An 18498-nucleotide genomic window follows, 5' to 3' on the forward strand; every position below is an offset into this window, starting at 1 on the left:
GAGCAATAAACAGCCGCAATCATAAACAATGCTACTCCTTCTTTGTTAAGGATGATGGCATCAGTTTAAGCATTACGTTTGTCCTCTCCCAACAATTACTATTTTGTTGGGAGATAGGTACAAAATTTTTGAATATTCCTTAAGCAGGCTCTGCATAAGTTGGGATCACGATTGCCCCGAAATCCTGAGGAGCTTGCTCATGTGTTGGAAAGGCAAAACGTGTTTTTTTCATACCAATAATGGTTGTTGCCCCCACACCAAGCTCACGTTCATAGTCAAAAAGCTCTTCTACCAATTTATAGCGTGTCACGCCTCGATCTTTCCCGAAGGCAATGATAGCGCTTTGGGCTCCAAGCAACACAGCACGGCGCACATTTTCCACAGCATTTGGAGAACTCTCTTTGGCCGTAATTGTTGAAGAAACGCCCTGAGTAATATGTTCAGCTTCACGTAAAACAACCCCATTATACATTCCAAGCGACCCATCAAAGATAGGATTTTTCGCGCGGCTTCCACTGTAGATTGACTTCGTAATATCAAGCCACTGCCCAGCTTCTGTATTCGTCCGCAATTGTGTAACCTGTGTTGGGTGAAGATAAAGCACATAGACGTTTTCTCCATCGACACGTACTGGTCTAATTTTTGGATTTGCGAGCTTAGCGCGTTCGACAGCTTGATCAATAAGCTGAAGAGTGAATACATCACTTTTGTCCAAACCCTCATCTGCTGTTTTTTGATTAGGCCTCACGATGCGTTTAGAAGTTGGCTCAGTTGGTTTATTAAAACCGTAATGAACTGGGCTCATACTAACGGTTCGTCCTTCAAAATACATTTCTTTTGCGGTATAGCCACAAACTTGTATAAAGAACATCATGCTCAAACGATCTGCATACCAATCCACCAATCCATTTTTAGCTTCGGTGCGCAAATCATATAAGACACGCTGCTGATCGATAGTTCCTTCATTTCTAACACGCACAGCGTGAGAAAGTTCATTAATAACCAAGCGATCGCTGAGAAATTGTAGATATTCTTCCTTCCCTTGCAGCTGTTCTCCTTCAGAAACCCCATTCCCAATTAATTGGGCACGCAAGTTACAGTTAATCGTATCACCACTTGCTTTACTCGTTTCATCTTTTAATTGTATAATATTATTGGAATCTTCTCCTATTAAAGAAGAAATAGATATTGCCTTTGAGACTTCCTGATTCAATAGTTTAGACCACGCGCATACGGCCACGGGATCATTGATTCCGATCTGATTTGTTGTCATTTTTTCCTCTTAAGATTATTGCATAAAAAACCAGCGGAGTGCCAGTTATTTGAAGTATCCACATTTCTTATTTTTCAAATTGTGGATTGGTTTTTGCGTGTTTGTATGATACTCACTCATAATATTTGCCTCTTTGAGAGGAATTCCCCCACGCACATCACTCTCTGAGAGATTTTGCTATAATTCCCCTTTGAAGAGATCACACAGCATTCCAACCCCAAGAAGAGGATCCATATTCCCTTTGAGAGCTCTCCCATAGGATTCTCTATCCATGTCCCCCACGCATTAAACGCTTAAAAGCAGCTTTATTTTTAGGATCACTAACCCAAATACCAAATTCAGCTTCTGACATTTTGTTGAGCATATCCAAAGAAATAGGATCGCTTGGGAGCAAACCGTTAGAGGCAGCCAATGTGCGTGCAGAATTGTGCTTTTCCTGAAAGTTTTCAGCCATATTGCTTTGAGACTTTGTGTACCCAATGTTTTGTGCAATCGTGTAGATCACTTCGGCAGGATTTTGATTTTTTCTCGCACATTCTTGCAATATCTGTTTCAGTTCATGACCGATCACTGTATCAACAACTTTTTGATCTGCCATTTCTGGATAGATTGAAGAGAAAGCCGCTAGTTGCTTAGCCCGCATATCATAAATAAAGTCAGCGGCTTGATCAAAGTCATGATGCTTTTGTTTAATAGCAGTCACGGAAGATTGATAGAAAGAGCGCAACTGTTCTGCTTCAAGAGCAGGGGGAGTTTGTTGTTGTTTTGTGCGCAACAATTCTTGTTTATGGAGTGTTTTTCCCAACCATTGCATATATCCCATGAAGTCTTTTTGCGGATCTGGAGGCGCATCTCCTTCTTGGGCTTCTATCTCTTGTAATGATTTTTCCTCTCTGTGTGTTTTTTGCTGTTGACGAAATGCATCAGAACTTTGCCAGTTTTCTTCACGTGTATTTTCGGCTGCATCTTGTCCAGTTTGAATTTCTTTTTCGCCTTGTGTTTTAGGAATAATTTCTTGTCCTAATTGGCCTTGTTCTGCAGATGTTAAGTATTCTTGATCCATTTTATTGGCCTTCCCTTTTTCAAATAATAAGATATGATTTTTTCAAATACAGCAGCCGCTTATCTTTCAGCGTTTGCCATCTGCAAAATTGTTTGCATCACTTGTTGTGCTCCAGCACCACTATTCTGCTGAGATATTTGATGCTGTTCTTCTTGAGCTTGCCCCTTCTGCTGTGCTTTGACGACAATTTTGTGTATGAGCGATGCTGGCAAAGGCGAATAATGCAAGAGATCAAGCATAATGTCTGGAGTTGTGAAACTTTGCATTAAAGGAAGCAATTGCATAATAATAGCAAAAGTGCGTTCTTTTTCGTTCAGACTTGTTGGCGCATCATCGACAACAATATCATATTCCAAACTGGTGATCATTTCACGTGTTAATGGTACATATTGAGCATTTTCATCACCGGCAATACGCACCAACCGTCCATCGGAGAGATAGTTTTGAATAAGATAGAGAATAATTTTTCCCTGTCGTTGGCGATACCGTCGCAAACCATCAAAGAATGAGGCCAACAAATTGAGTGACGATTGGCGACGTTGTTCTTCAAGAACCCCTGGTTGATTGACAGCACGTGTTCCAACAAATTCAGGAGACAACCCGGTGACTTGCGTAATGGCTCCTTTTGCTTCATTAAACAGTTGGAAAAAGCCTTGAGGGAATTGAGCCACGGGTTTGGGCTGGATTCTCCCTCCGGAAACGGCACCAGTTTTAAGCCAAGTAATACTATCTGCTCGTGCCCAACTTTCCATGGCTTGCCGATCATCATCGAAAGCATCGCGTTCAGCCATGATTCCGCCTTTTGATTGGCTATTCAGCAAATGCATGACTTGACTAAAATATTTATTGGCCCAGCGTTGAGGATCTTTTGTTGGTTTAACAACACCATAAAATTGTCGACTGAGTTTATCGAAATATCCGGTAATACACTCCCACCCCAATTGATTTGGAGGCACCAATGGTTTATCTGGCGCTTCAAGCAATTTTCTTCCCAAAAAGGCTCGTTTCACGACTTTTTTGGTTAATTTTGTTGCTTGAATGTATGGGAAATCTTTTTTTAAATTTTTAAAATCCTTCTCAGAATAATCGGTAAACTTCCCAGTTTGCGGATCAAGGACTTTGTAAACAACTTCACGCTCAAACCACCTGCATTCAGCTAATGTTACCATTTTTGGCTTTAGAGAGCTCTCCTGATCATCGACATCTCGCATATACCTTTGGGTATCAGCATTATTGGTGTGTTGCGAGGAAGTATCGTATTTAACCCAATCAGCCTCGAGATCGCTCCAATGGATATTTGGAAACATTTCTTGAGCGATTGCTAGAGGTTTTTTATCAATATACCATACGCGCTGTGCATCGATCAAATTTGGTTTAACAGCACTTGCATCCCAAACCATTTTCATAGGATCCAACCGTACAATGACAGGTTTTCCCTGCGGATCTTCGTCAAAATCAAGACGGGTATCTGTCCAGCCCATTCCGCAAATGATTGTATCTTGAAAAGCGTCTGAATCTTCGTATTCTCCATCGGCTTCATCACGAAACCATTCAGCAGCACCAGTTAGGATTTGGTTAGCAAATGCAGCACCTTCCTGTCTTGGAATGAATTGCACTTGCCGTTTATTGTTGCGCTCTGTACCGATCACAGCATTTACCAAAGGGGCGATACGGTTAAAAGTCATGACCGGTCTATTTTGTTCTTGCAACACGGCCAAATCTTGTTCATTCCATTGGCGCCCATTGTAAAAGTCGTAATCTTCCTGAGCATTTTTTCGCCATTGATTGACATGTGCGATATCATCATGATACCAACTGACGAGTTTTTTAAAAAGAGCCTGATGTTCAAGCGTTTCGAGTTGATTGAAAGAATCTTTAGAATTATCCATTAAAAAGCCATCCATGAAGTTTGAGAACGGTGAGAAGTTCGATAAACATTTTTTTTAGGCTGAAGATTTGGCTGTTCATAAGCCACACAAAGCAGGCCGAAGCTATCAGCACCATGGCTTGCCCAATCATGCTCGGCTCCTAGACCAATATTACGCTGTTCATCGCGCTTTTCGTGATACCATGCGAGTGCTTTTCTCCCAGCTTTTGTTGTTTGTCGGTTAAACCATATTGCAGGAAACAACCGCCTTACGGCTTCGATACGCATTTTAACAGCACCTGGCCCTTGATTAGGAATGACTTTTGTTTGAAAACCGGCTTGTTGAAGAGCACTTTCAAAACTCACATTATAAACACGATCTTTTGTTGCGCCATCATGGGGCAACACCATGAGACCTTTGTCATATCCTTTTTGAAATATCCATCCAATGTGCTCTGACAAAGGCTGTCCTTGAGCTTCATAATAATCAAGCACACGGATTTCACGTCCAACAAATTGTGCCACCCACAAAGCGGTAGCATCAGCCTTTGCTCCTGTTCCACCGATATCCCAAAAGACCTTAATCTGCATCAATGGGTCGCGTGGCACATTGGTAATACGCCCTTCCTGCTCTGCTTCGAGGAGAGCTTTTTGGTAATAAGCGCCTTGCACGGATTGGAGATATTCTCCTTCCCAAATATGGTTATATTGTTCTGGTCTTTGTTTCAAATCTGCCTTACGATCTCGATTAAGTTTTTTTGAAAATTGAGGATTATCACGCCAATTGATTTCAGCTCCTTTGATATTTGGATCATTGACATTTCGGAAACGTTTTTCAACGGGTGCATTTTCTCGCAGAGGGTTCCATGTTACCCACAGTTCAGCATTCCAACCTTTTCCTTCTTCGCGCAAAGTAGGAATAAGGATTTGCCAAGCGGCTTCAGTAACGGGTTCAGCCTCATCCACCCAACATAGGAAAATACGCCCCATCGATTTAATACTTGCAATATTGCGATCCAAACCGGCAAAAACATAGACAATACGTCCATCTTTTGACTTGATATACTTATCGCCGACTTCATAATAGTCTTGTAGGAATGGATAAGATTCAATAGCACGTTTAATTTCTTCCAACGAGCTTTCATTGAGTGAATTTTGAAATTGCCTTGCACACAGGATAATGCCACGTTCTCCTGATTTTCCATGTCGATATCCAACCAGAGCAGACATCAAAGCAAAGGATCGTGTTTTTCCTGATCCACGTCCTCCCCAAGCGGCACGAATATCGGCTTTTCCAGCGAAAACAGGGATCAATTTTGGAATAAGAGCAACTTGAGCGGTTGTCATTTTCAGATTTTGCGATTTAGAAATAGAAAATTCCTTGTAATGTCTTTTTAATCATTCTTTTAAAGGTCACTTTGCCCATTTTCTTAACAGGCTGTCCTTCCCTGCGGATTTTGGATGATCTTCATCAAAACTTTGACCATTTCCTTAAAAGGTTATTCTGAGAACCCCTTTAAAGATCACTTCAAGAACACAGTTAGCTAACGAAGATCGCTCAGGATCGATCAATCACTATGATAAAATATCAGTTTCACCTTTTTATCTTCCCCCCAATATTTCTGCCTACAATAAACCATCGCGCAAGAGAGACTACGAGGATCACGATCACGGGGATCGTTGGAAAGACCTCACACAAATGGGTTTTTAAATGGCTCATAAAAAATTTATTTTACATCCTGTACGAATATCAATAACTTTGGGATCCCAATGTACCTCAAGCACCACAATCTTCTGACACCTCATCCTTTGAAAGAACGGGAACAATCTCGACACGTGAAATTGTTTTGGTATTACTTTTAGATTCTCCAGTCACCTGCAGGGGTAACACTTTCGCGAGAAGCGAAAAAAAAGGTACAGGATTATTAAGTGCGTGATATTTAAGATAGGATACCAATCCATCTTCACCGTATTGATAGCCAGCTTGCTCAGCAGCAGTCAGCAAAGCTTCATTGAACCGTTTTGTTGTTTTATTTAACGCACCTTTTGGCCGTCCTCTCCTGCGTAAAGGAAGGCAACTTTCATCTTTTGCCATTATTTTTCCTTTAATAACTAAACACTGATTGCACCAGCATAACAACCAGCAATAAAATTTTTACGAATTATCAATAAGATACGTAGAGAACCGTTACATAATTTTGCATTTTGATGACATCATTTTTGATCCACTTTATGATTGTCTACTTTTAATTTCTCCTACTTCTCTATGTTTGATATTTTTCAGAGAAACGACGTGGCAAAAATACTTTTGTTGTTTGTCACATATTATGATCCTTTGGATCATTGTCTTTTAGATATGGTATTTGAAAGTTCTATTTCTCTCTTGAGAACTTTTCGTCTTCCAAAGAAGGACTGATATGCCTATACTACCACAGATACATAAAAATGATCCTCAATGAAGCCATAAAAGAAATAATGGATTAAAGAAGATTCCATAAAGACACAGCCATCATCTTCATAGAAATATCAGCGTCAGATATAAGAGAGAAAGAGAAATACAGTTCTCTAATCACAGATAGAAAGCCCCTCATGAATCATAAGTAGAAAGCTCCTCATTTCATTGCTCTATAGCAAGCACCATCACCCATGGATCACCCCAAGCGCAGCACTTTAATAAAATCATAAAATCGACCGATCAACGATAAAAATGGGATTCTCTAAAGCCGTGATTATACGTGGACGCATCACCCGAAAGTGCTCTCTTTCCGCAAAAGATTTTTTTAAAAATATTGGCTGTAATTGCATCGATCACACAAGAACACAAAAAAATCTGTCAAGAATCTCATCAAGAATATTAAAATACAACATCTAGAAAGTGCAAAACCTAGCACCTTTCTAGAAAATCCCAAGAAAACTATAAAACCTGCACAATCTCTAATCTTGAAAATCTTATAGAACGGATATAACCACACTTTCGAAGTCCATCTATACTTTCGAAGTCCATCTATATTTTCGAAGTCCATCTATATTTTCGAAGTCCATCTATACTTTCGAAATCCATCTATATTTTCGAAGTCCATCTATACTTTCGAAGTCCATCTATACTTTTGAATGCTATTTTACTCTATTGAACTAAACAGTGTCAGCTTTCTCGCTTCACTGCTTTCTGGGTCTTCGGTTTATTATTCTTTTCTTGATCATCTCCGATCAACTAAAAACAATTCTAACTGACTTATTCGAAGCACACAATTGTAATTGTATCATTATGGTACTCATTTAGATTTACCTTGTCAAGTTTTATATTACATTCCCGTTTTTTAAATATTTTTTTCTGTCTTTTCGGGTAAGAACTCTAATCGATCGCCTTCTTTTGCGATTGTTACATCTGTTTCATCGTTAATTTTTCCGAATAAGATGTTCTCAGCAAGTGGGTCTTGAATTTCTTTTTGTATGATGCGTTTTAAAGGACGTGCTCCATAGAGGGGATCATATCCTTTATCAGAGAGGAATTGCCGTACTTCAGGTTTTATATGTAAGGTTATTTTTCTTTCACTGAGCAAATTCTGCAATTGTTGTATCTGAATATCAACGATAGCTTCCATATCTTGTCGTTGTAATCTCTGAAAAATAATAATCTCATCGATACGATTAAGGAACTCTGGACGGAACGAGGATTTTACGACATTCATGACATCATTTTTCGCCTGTTCAGTTATTGGTCCTTCGGGAAGAGCTGTTAAAAATTCAGCGCCCAAATTTGACGTCATAATGAGCAAAGTGTTACGAAAGTCGACGGTTCGTCCTTGTCCATCGGTCAAGCGCCCTTCATCAAGGACTTGTAGCAAGAGATTAAAAATATCGGGATGAGCTTTTTCAATTTCGTCAAAGAGAATGACCTGATAGGGTCTTCTGCGCACGGCTTCGGTCAACACACCACCTTCTTCGTATCCGACATATCCTGGTGGAGCCCCGATGAGACGAGCACCGGCATGTTTTTCCATATATTCAGACATATCGATCCGCAACATTGCATTATGATCTTGGAAAAGGAATGCTGCCAGAGCTTTTGTTAATTCTGTTTTTCCAACACCGGTAGGGCCTAAAAACATGAAGGAACCGATGGGTCGATTTGGATCTTGCAGCCCGGCACGTGCCCGTCGCACGGCACGAGCAACTGCTTGCACGGCTTCACCTTGTCCAATAACCCTCTTACCAATTTCGTCTTCCATACGCAGCAGCGCTTCTCGCTCTGTTTCCAGCATGCGATCAACGGGAATTCCAGTCCAACGTGAAACGACCCGTGCAACATGCTCAGCCGTTACAGTTTCTTCAACGAGACTATTTTTTTGATCATCATTTTCAGCAATATTCAATTGTTTTTCGAGCTCTGGAATAACACTATAAGCTAGCTCTCCTGCTTTTTGGAATTGTCCATTTCTCTGTGCGATAGCTAATGCATTTCGTGCATCTTCGAGCTTTTTTTTCAAATCAGCGGCATGTCCTAATTTTTGCTTTTCAGCTTGCCAAGCATTTGTCATTTCCAAAGACTGTTGTTCTAGTGTCTCGAGTTCATCTTGCACGATTTTCAAACGCTCTTTTGCGGTTGGATCGACTTCTGTTTTCAAAGCTTCACGTTCGATTTTCAGCTGTAAGATTCTTCGATCGATAGCATCGAGTTCTTCAGGTTTTGAGTCGACTTGCATCCGCAACCTTGCGGCGGCTTCATCGATCAAATCGATAGCTTTATCTGGCAAGAATCGATCGGTAATATAACGATCAGACAAGCGTGCTGCAGCAACCAAAGCGCTGTCTGCTAAACGGACTTTGTGATGCTGTTCGTATTTTTCTTTAATACCGCGTAGAATAGAGACAGTATCCTCAAGGGTTGGCTCGGCCACAAAGACGGACTGGAAACGACGTGCTAAAGCAGCATCTTTTTCGACATATTTCCTGTATTCATCGAGGGTTGTAGCACCAACACAATGGAGTTCTCCGCGAGCAAGAGCTGGTTTTAATAAATTTGAAGCATCCATAGGTCCATCGGATTTTCCAGCTCCGACAAGATTGTGCAACTCATCAATAAACAGAATGATCTGACCGCTTTCGGCTTGAACCTCGGCGAGCACACCTTTTAAGCGCTCTTCGAATTCACCTCGATATTTTGCTCCAGCGATAAGCGCTCCCATATCCAGGGCGTAAAGCTGTTTATCGCGCAATGTTTCAGGCACATCACCATTGACAATTCGTAATGCTAAACCTTCTACAATTGCGGTTTTTCCTACACCTGGTTCTCCGATAAGCACGGGATTATTTTTGGTACGCCGCGAAAGAATCTGAATAGCACGACGAATTTCTTCTTCTCTGCCAATGACAGGATCGAGTTTTCCTTCCCGTGCATCTTTTGTGAGATCCCTTGCATATTTTTGCAAGGCTTCATATTGACTTTCCGCCCGTGGACTTGTTGCAGTTTTTCCCTTACGCAGAGTATTAATAGCCTGATTGAGAGCTTGTGGGGTTACACCTGCCTTTGTTAGAATATCGGCTGTTTTTGCGTTTTTTTCCATGATAAGCGCTTGTAAAGCGCGTTCCACCGTTACAAATTTATCACCGGCTTTTTGTGCAAGTTCCTCTGCCATAGCAAAAACTTTTACCAATGGCTGGGATAGATAGAGCTGACCATTTCCGCCCTGCACTTTTGGCAAAGCATCGAGAGCTTCTTTTAGCATTTTTTGAATGAGAGATAGATCCCCGCCGGTTTTTTGGATCAAAGAGGCAGCCAATCCTTGAGGATCATCTAACAAGACCTTAAGCAGATGCTCAGGCATAAACTGCTGATGATCAGAAGAAAGCGCATTATTTTGTGCTGTCTGTAAGAAACCTTGAAGCCGTTCGCTATATTTTTCTAGGTTCATTTTTTTTCCTTTCTCGACCACCACTGCACTTTAATCCGCCAAAGCGGCTCGCAAGAGTTGACAAAACCACGAGAAGCAAAAACGCAGCACGAAGAAAACCTGTATTTCCAGAGATAATATGGGTTTCTATAAGGAGATGTACAAGGGGAAGAATATTCAAAAAAGGAGAAATTATGGCAATAAGCCTCATATAGGATAACCCAAAGCAAGAAAGAGAAGGCAAGAGTTCACAAAATAGCTAGCAAGACCCAATGCCCAACATTCTCCTTTTTAGAGAACCCAGTTCTACTGCTGTTAACACCAAACGCCCTCGCCTTTGGGCTTTTGGGCTTTTGAGCTTTTGAGCCTTTAAGCCTTTGGGCTTTTGAGCTTTTGAGCCTTTAAGCCTTTGAGCCTTTGGGCTTTTGAGCCTTTGAGCTTTTGAGCCTTTGGGCTTTTGAGCCTTTGAGCCTTTGAGCCTTTGAGCCTTTGAGCCTTTGAGCCTTTGAGCCTTTGAGCCTTTGATATCTCCCAAGATCAAGCTCTATTTCTTAAAGGCTGTAGATATCTCGTAAAAAGCAGATAGATATCCTGTTTAGAATTTTAAAACCCTTTTACCTACCGCTTCATTTCATTCTTCTTCGTCAGTTTCTTGCTGTGGAGCAGGTAAAACATAGGCGCCTGAAAGCCACCGGTTCAGATCGATCGCCCGACATCGTTTTGAACAAAAAGGATAGGCATCTTGTTGTGACATCTGTCCACAAATTGGACAAGGATGGGCAGGATGTCTTGGAGATATTTTTATTTTTGTCGCACTTAATTCTTTTTGTATTTGAGACATCTTTGTTACTTGTTTGTGTAATTTCATTTCTGATGTCTCTTCTTTTTTGTTTAGACTTCCCTCTTTTTGTTTTTCTTTAGAGTGTTCCATTTTGTTTTACCTGTCACTCAATTTCTTCAGTCCAATTAGAGAAAATAGGGTAATGATAAGCTGCTAAAAGATCAACCGTCTCAGCTAATGGCAACCCAACCACATTGGAATAAGACCCAACGATATGAACAACAAAAGCGCCAGCTTTTCCTTGGATAGCGTAGCCTCCGGCTTTTCCTTTCCACTCTCCAGAAGCAAGATAAGCATCCACCACATTAGAGGTCAAGCGCTTAAAGCGGACACGGCTTTCGACTAATTTTATGTTTTTTTTCCCCTGTTCATTCAAGACACAAATAGCACTATAAACCCTGTGGGAACGTCCTGAAAGGAAGCGTAAGCACTCATAAGCTTCGCTTTCTTCCTCTGGTTTTGGAAGGATGACCCGACCCACAGCAACCACTGTATCAGCAGCGAGGATCAGAGCTTTTGGCGCTGACACACTTTTCTCATTATTTTGACTACACAAAAGAAAAGTTTTTTGTGCTTTAAGGGCTTTTTCTTTTGCTAAACGTTTTGCCAGATTGGCAGGATGTTCTCTTACTTTTGGCGTTTCATCAATATTTGTTGCGTAAACATGATGAGGGTCAAGACCAATTTGTGCCAAGAGCGCCAAACGACGCGGCGAGGCAGAAGCAAGCACCAACTGAATCTCTTCCAAATGTGGTTCTTGTAAGCAGGTTCCTCTTATGGCTCCCATTCCCCGTCCCTTAGAGTTTTTTCATCGCCACGTGACTAATATGACATTACTGATGTATTTGATGTGATCTCTTTTTTAAACCTTGTTTCTATAGGCTTATTGGCTCACATTTGATTGTATGACTTCTCATTGACTTTTTGCCCTATTTCTCTCTTTGAAGAACCAAAGACATTTTCCCAAAACACTCTGTTTTCATAGAAAGAAAAATTGACTCTCAGTTACTTATACCGATATGTAATGCGTCCCTTTGTCAAATCATAAGGAGTCATTTCAACCATAATTTTATCACCGGCTAACACACGAATACGATTTTTGCGCATTCTCCCAGCGGTATGTGCAATAATTTCGTGATCATTTTCTAGTTTTACGCGAAACATCGCATTAGGGAGGAGTTCGGTTACAACACCAGAAAATTCCAAAACTTCTTCTTTGGACATAAATAATGACTTCCTTTATATTTTAATTGACCTTAACACAATTTTCTGCATTATAATTTGTGCATTCATTTGACACTGCGGATTAATTTTAGCGTTCATATCCTATTTTTCCAGTTTTGTGAACAAAAATTCAATGGAAAGAGAGGAGTTTTCTTTGATATTTTTTCTTCAATAATCTCAAAAGTCCTATCATATTTAATTAAGAGACTGTGTATTATCATTGCAGATGGTTTTGTATGAAAAGACTTACGAGGATGCAGCAATTCATAATTCAATGAACTCTTTCATAGTTCAATAGACTTTTTTCCCATGTTATTGCTTCGTTATTTTCCTACGTTTAGCTTTTTTTCTTTTCCTTGGCTTTTTACTTTATTATCCTTCATTCATTAAACATTTCTCTTATACGGGCACTCCTTCTTTTCGTTATTTTAAGCACCTTATTTACTGTTTCACGATTTAACGTTTATAAAGAAAACAAGAAAGTAGCAAACTTATGCAAAATCGTTTTATCCATAGCACATTATAAAAATTGTTTTGAAAACCTGTGAAACACTTACTTCTAGAGAGGGCAATCAAGAGATTAATGATTGTTTTAAAGATTTGTCCTACTTGGCAGGGGTTAACACCGACAATAAAAACACCACAAGACTCTGTGCCTCATCTTTAAAACGACGAACAGATCATTACAGTTACCCATGTTATCGACACATGTAATCCATGATTTAAGTTCAAAAAACCACAATATTTATGATGGTAGATTCTCTGATATTTTTTCAAGATATTTTGACAATATCGCTTTCCATATCTAAAGCATCACCTTCAAGAGCAGATATTATCAAATAAAATAACGACGCCCTTATTTCCCATAGGGCTACAAAACATAAAAACCACATCTATTGACATGAACAAAAACACTTTTACAGAAACACAGAAATAATGATAAAAGTATATACGATAATAAGTTTTTAAGTTTATTGAACAAAAATATTGTTTATCCTTTTCGATAAAGGCTTGGGTTTTATGACAATCGTGTCCCTCACTTATTCCATAAACTATCCAAGATATCTGTTTTTGAAAGAGAGGTAATGCCTTCTTGAACGTAAGAAACATGTGAAACTCTCTCACCTATTTTTTGATGCTAGAAATCGATTAAGATTGATTTTTATATCTATGGCTCTTTGCAAAAACTTGATCTTTCATGAAGAGACTGGCTCTTATTTTTATTGTTTTTGTTTTCTCTCGGGTTTACTGTCATTATTCGCCACCGTTGTTACTTGCCCATAAGATGATACACCCATGGCGATACGCTGTATATTCAAGAGATTTTCCACCATTGTTACTTGCCCGATACTATAATACATATAACAATTTTATTGATATTTTTTTCGAAGATGTTTGACGCTATATTCTTTTTTTTGTTTAAGCTATTTTAAAAATTTATGACAGCACACACGGGTAGATACAAATCCCCAAGGCATGCACGAGTTTACTTAAGAGACCATAAGGCTTTATTGGCATACCCTACAATCAAAGATCCTCAAGGATAGCGATCAATTGATGATAAAAAATCAACTTTAAAATTTGACCACTATAAGACCATAATATTCCATGATGCGAGCATATTATCAGTCACCTGTAATTTTTTCTGAGAGTTTATAGTATTTGTCTTTTTGGAGATCAATGAAATCTTGTAAAATTCCTCCCCCCAAAGATTAAATAAGTTGTAGAATGCGAAAAACGTTCAATAAAGAAAAGAGGCAGAGGTATTAAACCATCTGCCTCTTTTATAGATCTTTAGATTTTACACTTATAGTCTTAAAAGCCCTAAAGTTTTACCCACTCCCCCTGCAAAATTTTAGAGAGCAACTTAAAAAGATGAGGGAAGCCATTCCGATAATAATTCGTATCTTACTGGATCATCAGCGCATTGGCCGCCTCCACATTCCAGCACAGTAGAAAGGAGATTAGCTGCAATTAAAAACACAAATAAGAAACTTGCTGTTTTACTAAATACAGGAAAAGAAGAAAATATTTTAAACTGAGGTAAATCAGTTAAAACCATAACCAAAACAACAGCAAGAATACAAAGAGACGAGATAATGAAAGCCCAAGTATAAAAATGTAGTCCCAAAAAAGTTGAACCATATCCAAGATCATCTGGTGTAATATGTAAAAACACTTGGCGAGCAGCAACGATACTTGTCACCATACAGCCAAGAATAACCATAGCATAATGGGTATTTTTTATTCTGTGATGTATATTGAGAAGAAACCCACATCCTGCCATAATCAAACCAGCGCGTTGCAAAAGGCAGAGAGGACATGGCAACTCGAACTTGGCTAATTGATAATAAAAAGCAACCAGCAAAACAATGGATAAACCAATAAGCCCCAAAGAATTCATAAATACGGCGAAAGGAGGATTTTTTTGTTCAGCATTTCCCATGATTATTCTCTCAAAAAGATAAATTTAAAACAGAAGTTGCATGATGATTAAAGGTAAGGAGGATGACAACCAACAAAGAGACCCAAAGAGCATAGCTTATATTTCGTCTCCCATATATAGTGGTTATTGCCGTACCCAAAGCGATTAAAAATGGAACAAACATGGTTAAAATCCTCTATATCTCTATATATTTAAATGTACTGTATGTGCAGTCATATTGTACCGCGCCATGATCACGCAGAACATATTTGGAAATTTGTCAAAAAAGAGACAAAGAAGCTACTATCCACAATTGATCATCTATCCTTACTGTCTCTACAAGTACCACTTTTACACATATGGAAGGGATATATAGGCTTTGAAAAGCTAAATCAATAAAGATATTTTCCCCTCAATGGGCATTAAGGCGAAGTCATGAAGGCTTTTACAACAATTTTTAACATAAAAAACCATTAAACATCACGAAGATCCTTATGTTTTTTTGTTCAAAATTTTATGGTTTTCTCACTCAATCGCTTGTTATTTTTGTTCTTATTTTAGTCCTTTTGTTGCCACAAATTTTTTTTCTGACTAGAAGATCTCTTTTAGATTAATCGCTCCTAGTCAAATAATGGCTGTTTTCTATTTTTTGTGAGCAACACCCATAAAAATTCGAAGAAACTTTGACTAAAATCCATTAAGCACGCTTAGAAAACAGTTATTTTTCTTTAATTTAATGTTATGTTCAGCATCATCGGATTTTTCAGCATTGAGACATCACTCTGAGGAAGATTATCTGCCTTGGCTGTATTTTTGTGCTCTGCATTTTTTTATCTCTACAAGACTTGATCTCTTTAGGATCAGAATGGTTTGATTTTTTGATAATTTTACCAGTTTTCATGCTTATTTACAGTCCTCCTTTCTTTATCATCCTGTTTCACTGCTGTTCTTTTTAGCTCCATATGCCCTTCCATCCCTTATACATTTTTTATCCCCATCTATTTCACCTGCTGTTTTTTTCACCAAACTCCAACTGAATAACCCTTGTTTTCGGTACAGCTGAACTGAGCAAAGCTATTGTTTTACCTTTTGGGATTTTGTTTAAGAGATTCAACATCTCTTGATGAGAATTATACGATCAAAAACACAAAATAATCAAATTCATAGATGGAGTTGAGCATTGTTGTATCGCTATGATCTTACCTCTTCCTGATAACCCTATCATGCATCATGCGATGTGAGCACATTTTCCCCTTAAAGATCTGCGAGGGTTACAAAAATTAAAAAACTGTGTTTATCGCTTTTAATGATCTTTTCAAACACCACCTGCTATAAGAATATGAGGTGTGTTTTAGATAAATATTTTATGAACAGACACGTCCAGATCCTCGTTTAATGATGGCATCTTCGACCTTTGAAATGGTTATGGAAAGCTCCTTTTCTCCCCTCACAAGAAAGAGCTTCTCTTTTTCCTACAGCATAAAAGAGTGATAAAATACTCCAAACTGCAAAATATCTTAATATTTACAGATTGAGTCTCTCGCTTATTTAAATTAGATTATTATTGAAAATGAAAAATCTTTTATTGCTATACTGATAATTTATTTTAGTATAATATTCGGATTATCTAGTTTTTCTATGTATTTGATAGATTGTTTTTAAAGGCTTTCCGTCCAAGTTTACTATTTGACAAATGCCCTGTTTATTTTACTGTTAGTATTTTCCAAAAACAATCACGATCCTGTGAAGACAGTGTATCATTTCTCACAAGGCTAACATAGTGACTTCAAGAATAGTCAGAGATGTTATTTTCTTCATTTCTTTAAGATTTATATTTTTAGTCTGATACAGTTTAAGAAACAATCTTATTTGTGTACGAATTGACTTTGGAAAAAGTGCATCATTTCTCACAAAACCAACAAAGCGACTTCAAGAATAGTCAGTGAAATGTTATCTTCTGTGTTTAAAAAGAAGTTATTTTATTTCTTATCTTTAAAACTTATATTTTTAGTCTCATAAAGTTTAAGAAAAAACTCTTATTGTGTACGAATTAACTTTGCAAAAAGAACATAAAATTTAAAAATAACAAAAAAGAATCGCATTGAACACTTGAAAAGGATGTAACAATGACAAAACACTCATGTGACGTAGCGATTTTAATGGGCAGCCAATCGGATTGGGCGACGATGCGCCATAGTGCAGAAATTTTAACCAATCTTGGTATTTCTCATATTTCTCGAATTATCTCGGCGCATCGTACTCCTGAGCGCCTTTACCAATTTGCGAAAGGAGCAAAATCAGCAGGCTTTAAGGTATTACTTGCTGGTGCTGGTGGTGCAGCACACCTTCCTGGTATGTTAGCATCTCTAACCTCCCTTCCTGTTTTTGGAATTCCGGTACACACACAATCTTTATCTGGTCAAGATTCTCTATTTTCAATTGTACAAATGCCAGCAGGAATTCCAGTAGGTACGTTAGCAATTGGTAAATCAGGTGCTATTAATGCAGCTCTTTTAGCAGCAGCAGTGCTTGCAATTCATGATGATAATCTAGCACAGCGTTTAGAAGATTGGCGTCAGCAACAAACAGCTGATGTTGCACAAACTCCTATAACAGAGATTTAATATGACAGAATCCTTCAATAATTCGTCTTCCACCAACAGTGTTCTTCCATCGAGCACTTTTTCTTCATCTCACACGTTAGCTTCAGGAAGTACAATTGGTTTACTAGGAGGAGGACAGTTAGCGCGTATGTTGGCAATAGCGGCTGCAGAACTTGGATTTCGAACAGTTGTTCTTTGCCCTGAAGAAGACTGCCCCGCAGCCCAAACTACGAATCATCATATTGTTGCATCGTATGACGATTACTCAGCATTAGATCGCTTTATTTCGATGTGTGATATTATCACTTATGAATTTGAAAATATTTCTCTTGAAGTAGTTAAATATATAGAAAAAGCCAAACTTGTTTATCCATCTTCCAATGCCTTAGAAATAACGCAAGATCGGTTATTTGAGAAGCAGTTTTTGAATTCACAAGGGATCCGCACAGCATCGTGGTACGCTATTGAAGACATTTCTTCTCTTATTTCTAGTCTTTCAGCGTTAGGCGGTCGTGGTCTTTTAAAGACGCGACGTTTTGGCTATGATGGTAAAAACCAGCTCTTGCTAGATACTTCAAATGAAGCAGCTCTTAACGAGGCTTTTATAAAATTTCAGGAACAGCCATTAATTTTGGAAGAAATTGTTCCCTTTTTATTAGAAATTTCGATTTTGTGCGCGCGAACACCTCAAGGCAATCATGTTTTTTATGATTGCCCTGAAAATCAGCATCAACAGGGCATTCTTCATAAAACATTTGTGCCCTCACGTATTCCTCTAGATGTTCAACAGACTGCACAAGAAATAAGCATCAAAATTATGAATACTCTCAACTATGTTGGAGTTCTTTGTATTGAATTTTTTGTATTACCGGATGGTAATCTTTTTGTGAATGAAATGGCTCCACGCGTCCATAATTCTGGTCATTGGACACAAAAGGCGTGCGTGACTTCACAATTTGAACAGCATATTCGTGCCATTTGCGGTCTTCCCTTGGGTAGCACTTATCGCCACAGTAATTGCGAAATGACCAATCTTCTTGGGAAGAATTTAAACGAGTTCAAATATTTTTTAACCCAAGAGCATACATCGGTGCATTTATATGGCAAAAGCTCTATTCAGCCGACCCGCAAAATGGGTCATGTGATTAAATTAACGGGTTCAGTTAGCAAACCTGAACAGTAATAACAAGCGCGAATGCACATATAGAAACGCTAAGCCATCGGAGCATTTTCACACTACGAAAGCATCTTGGGGAGAAGCAATCTTAAGGGTATTTTTCAAGAATGTCTTCCCGAGAAAATCTTTAATAA

General features: G+C 38.7%; 15 protein-coding genes. 2 read left to right on the forward strand and 13 right to left on the reverse strand.

Going from position 1 to position 18498, the window contains the following annotated elements:
- Positions 1 to 139: 139 nt before the first annotated feature.
- From bgtG to WCP78_RS00155, 13 genes are all read right to left on the reverse strand, one after another.
- Positions 140 to 1273 (reverse strand): BaGTA-type gene transfer agent major capsid protein, encoded by a 1134-nt coding sequence (gene bgtG / locus WCP78_RS00095; RefSeq protein ID WP_336278490.1) that lies wholly within the window; start codon positions 1271 to 1273, stop codon positions 140 to 142.
- Positions 1274 to 1538: 265 nt separating this feature from the next.
- A complete protein-coding gene (locus WCP78_RS00100; protein ID WP_336278491.1) occupies positions 1539 to 2336 on the reverse strand; it encodes a hypothetical protein in 798 nt (265 codons plus the stop codon).
- Positions 2337 to 2395: 59 nt separating this feature from the next.
- Positions 2396 to 4225, reverse strand: coding sequence for a BaGTA-type gene transfer agent portal protein BgtI (gene bgtI, locus WCP78_RS00105; protein ID WP_336278492.1), 1830 nt, complete (start codon positions 4223 to 4225; stop codon positions 2396 to 2398).
- Positions 4225 to 5550 (reverse strand): PBSX family phage terminase large subunit, encoded by a 1326-nt coding sequence (locus WCP78_RS00110; protein ID WP_336278493.1) that lies wholly within the window; start codon positions 5548 to 5550, stop codon positions 4225 to 4227. The genes bgtI and WCP78_RS00110 overlap by 1 nt, the downstream gene beginning before the upstream one ends.
- 430 nt (positions 5551 to 5980) lie before the next feature.
- Positions 5981 to 6298, reverse strand: coding sequence for a hypothetical protein (locus tag WCP78_RS00115; protein ID WP_336278494.1), 318 nt, complete (start codon positions 6296 to 6298; stop codon positions 5981 to 5983).
- A 1222-nt stretch (positions 6299 to 7520) separates the two neighbouring features.
- Entirely contained in the window at positions 7521 to 10115 is a 2595-nt protein-coding gene (gene clpB / locus WCP78_RS00120) for an ATP-dependent chaperone ClpB (protein ID WP_336278495.1), read from the reverse strand.
- A complete protein-coding gene (locus tag WCP78_RS00125) occupies positions 10096 to 10305 on the reverse strand; it encodes a hypothetical protein (RefSeq protein ID WP_336278496.1) in 210 nt (69 codons plus the stop codon). The genes clpB and WCP78_RS00125 overlap by 20 nt, the downstream gene beginning before the upstream one ends.
- A gap of 48 nt (positions 10306 to 10353) precedes the next feature.
- Positions 10354 to 10629: a hypothetical protein gene (locus WCP78_RS00130; protein WP_336278497.1), complete on the reverse strand. Its 276-nt coding sequence runs from the start codon at positions 10627 to 10629 to the stop codon at positions 10354 to 10356.
- Between the two features lie 96 nt (positions 10630 to 10725).
- The gene (gene yacG, locus WCP78_RS00135) at positions 10726 to 11025 is read right to left on the reverse strand and encodes a DNA gyrase inhibitor YacG (RefSeq protein ID WP_336278498.1); all 300 of its coding nucleotides are present in this window, start codon (positions 11023 to 11025) and stop codon (positions 10726 to 10728) included.
- A gap of 13 nt (positions 11026 to 11038) precedes the next feature.
- Positions 11039 to 11722 carry a Maf family nucleotide pyrophosphatase gene (locus WCP78_RS00140; protein ID WP_336278499.1) on the reverse strand — a complete coding sequence of 228 codons (684 nt, stop codon included), beginning with the start codon at positions 11720 to 11722 and terminating at the stop codon, positions 11039 to 11041.
- Positions 11723 to 11940: 218 nt separating this feature from the next.
- Positions 11941 to 12159 carry a translation initiation factor IF-1 gene (gene infA / locus WCP78_RS00145; RefSeq protein WP_010702900.1) on the reverse strand — a complete coding sequence of 73 codons (219 nt, stop codon included), beginning with the start codon at positions 12157 to 12159 and terminating at the stop codon, positions 11941 to 11943.
- Between the two features lie 1867 nt (positions 12160 to 14026).
- Positions 14027 to 14605, reverse strand: a complete 579-nt coding sequence (locus WCP78_RS00150) for a disulfide bond formation protein B (RefSeq protein WP_336278500.1) — start codon at positions 14603 to 14605, stop codon at positions 14027 to 14029.
- Positions 14606 to 14615: 10 nt separating this feature from the next.
- Complete coding sequence (locus WCP78_RS00155) at positions 14616 to 14768, reverse strand: DUF5993 family protein (protein WP_336278501.1); 153 nt, start codon at positions 14766 to 14768, stop codon at positions 14616 to 14618.
- Between the two features lie 1942 nt (positions 14769 to 16710).
- Between WCP78_RS00155 and purE the strand changes: the two genes are divergently transcribed.
- Both purE and WCP78_RS00165 read left to right on the forward strand, forming a co-directional pair.
- On the forward strand, positions 16711 to 17208 hold the full coding sequence (purE, locus tag WCP78_RS00160) for a 5-(carboxyamino)imidazole ribonucleotide mutase (protein ID WP_336278502.1): 498 nt from the start codon (positions 16711 to 16713) through the stop codon (positions 17206 to 17208).
- A gap of 1 nt (position 17209) precedes the next feature.
- On the forward strand, positions 17210 to 18370 hold the full coding sequence (locus WCP78_RS00165; RefSeq protein ID WP_336278503.1) for a 5-(carboxyamino)imidazole ribonucleotide synthase: 1161 nt from the start codon (positions 17210 to 17212) through the stop codon (positions 18368 to 18370).
- Positions 18371 to 18498 lie beyond the last annotated feature (128 nt).

It is taken from the genome of Bartonella occidentalis, assembly GCF_037070875.1.
Classification (GTDB): domain Bacteria; phylum Pseudomonadota; class Alphaproteobacteria; order Rhizobiales; family Rhizobiaceae; genus Bartonella.

Bases quoted from the DNA above. Each gene is read 5' to 3' on its own strand.
- WCP78_RS00150 (WP_336278500.1), bottom strand. From the start codon at position 14,605: ATGGGAAATGCTGAACAAAAAAATCCTCCTTTCGCCGTATTTATGAAT.
- WCP78_RS00155 (WP_336278501.1), bottom strand. From the start codon at position 14,768: ATGTTTGTTCCATTTTTAATCGCTTTGGGTACGGCAATAACCACTATA.
- bgtG (WP_336278490.1), bottom strand. From the start codon at position 1,273: ATGACAACAAATCAGATCGGAATCAATGATCCCGTGGCCGTATGCGCG.
- WCP78_RS00140 (WP_336278499.1), bottom strand. From the start codon at position 11,722: ATGGGAGCCATAAGAGGAACCTGCTTACAAGAACCACATTTGGAAGAG.
- WCP78_RS00165 (WP_336278503.1), top strand. From the start codon at position 17,210: ATGACAGAATCCTTCAATAATTCGTCTTCCACCAACAGTGTTCTTCCA.
- bgtI (WP_336278492.1), bottom strand. From the start codon at position 4,225: ATGGATAATTCTAAAGATTCTTTCAATCAACTCGAAACGCTTGAACAT.
- WCP78_RS00100 (WP_336278491.1), bottom strand. From the start codon at position 2,336: ATGGATCAAGAATACTTAACATCTGCAGAACAAGGCCAATTAGGACAA.
- infA (WP_010702900.1), bottom strand. From the start codon at position 12,159: ATGTCCAAAGAAGAAGTTTTGGAATTTTCTGGTGTTGTAACCGAACTC.
- purE (WP_336278502.1), top strand. From the start codon at position 16,711: ATGACAAAACACTCATGTGACGTAGCGATTTTAATGGGCAGCCAATCG.
- yacG (WP_336278498.1), bottom strand. From the start codon at position 11,025: ATGGAACACTCTAAAGAAAAACAAAAAGAGGGAAGTCTAAACAAAAAA.
- clpB (WP_336278495.1), bottom strand. From the start codon at position 10,115: ATGAACCTAGAAAAATATAGCGAACGGCTTCAAGGTTTCTTACAGACA.
- WCP78_RS00110 (WP_336278493.1), bottom strand. From the start codon at position 5,550: ATGACAACCGCTCAAGTTGCTCTTATTCCAAAATTGATCCCTGTTTTC.
- WCP78_RS00125 (WP_336278496.1), bottom strand. From the start codon at position 10,305: ATGAGGCTTATTGCCATAATTTCTCCTTTTTTGAATATTCTTCCCCTT.
- WCP78_RS00115 (WP_336278494.1), bottom strand. From the start codon at position 6,298: ATGGCAAAAGATGAAAGTTGCCTTCCTTTACGCAGGAGAGGACGGCCA.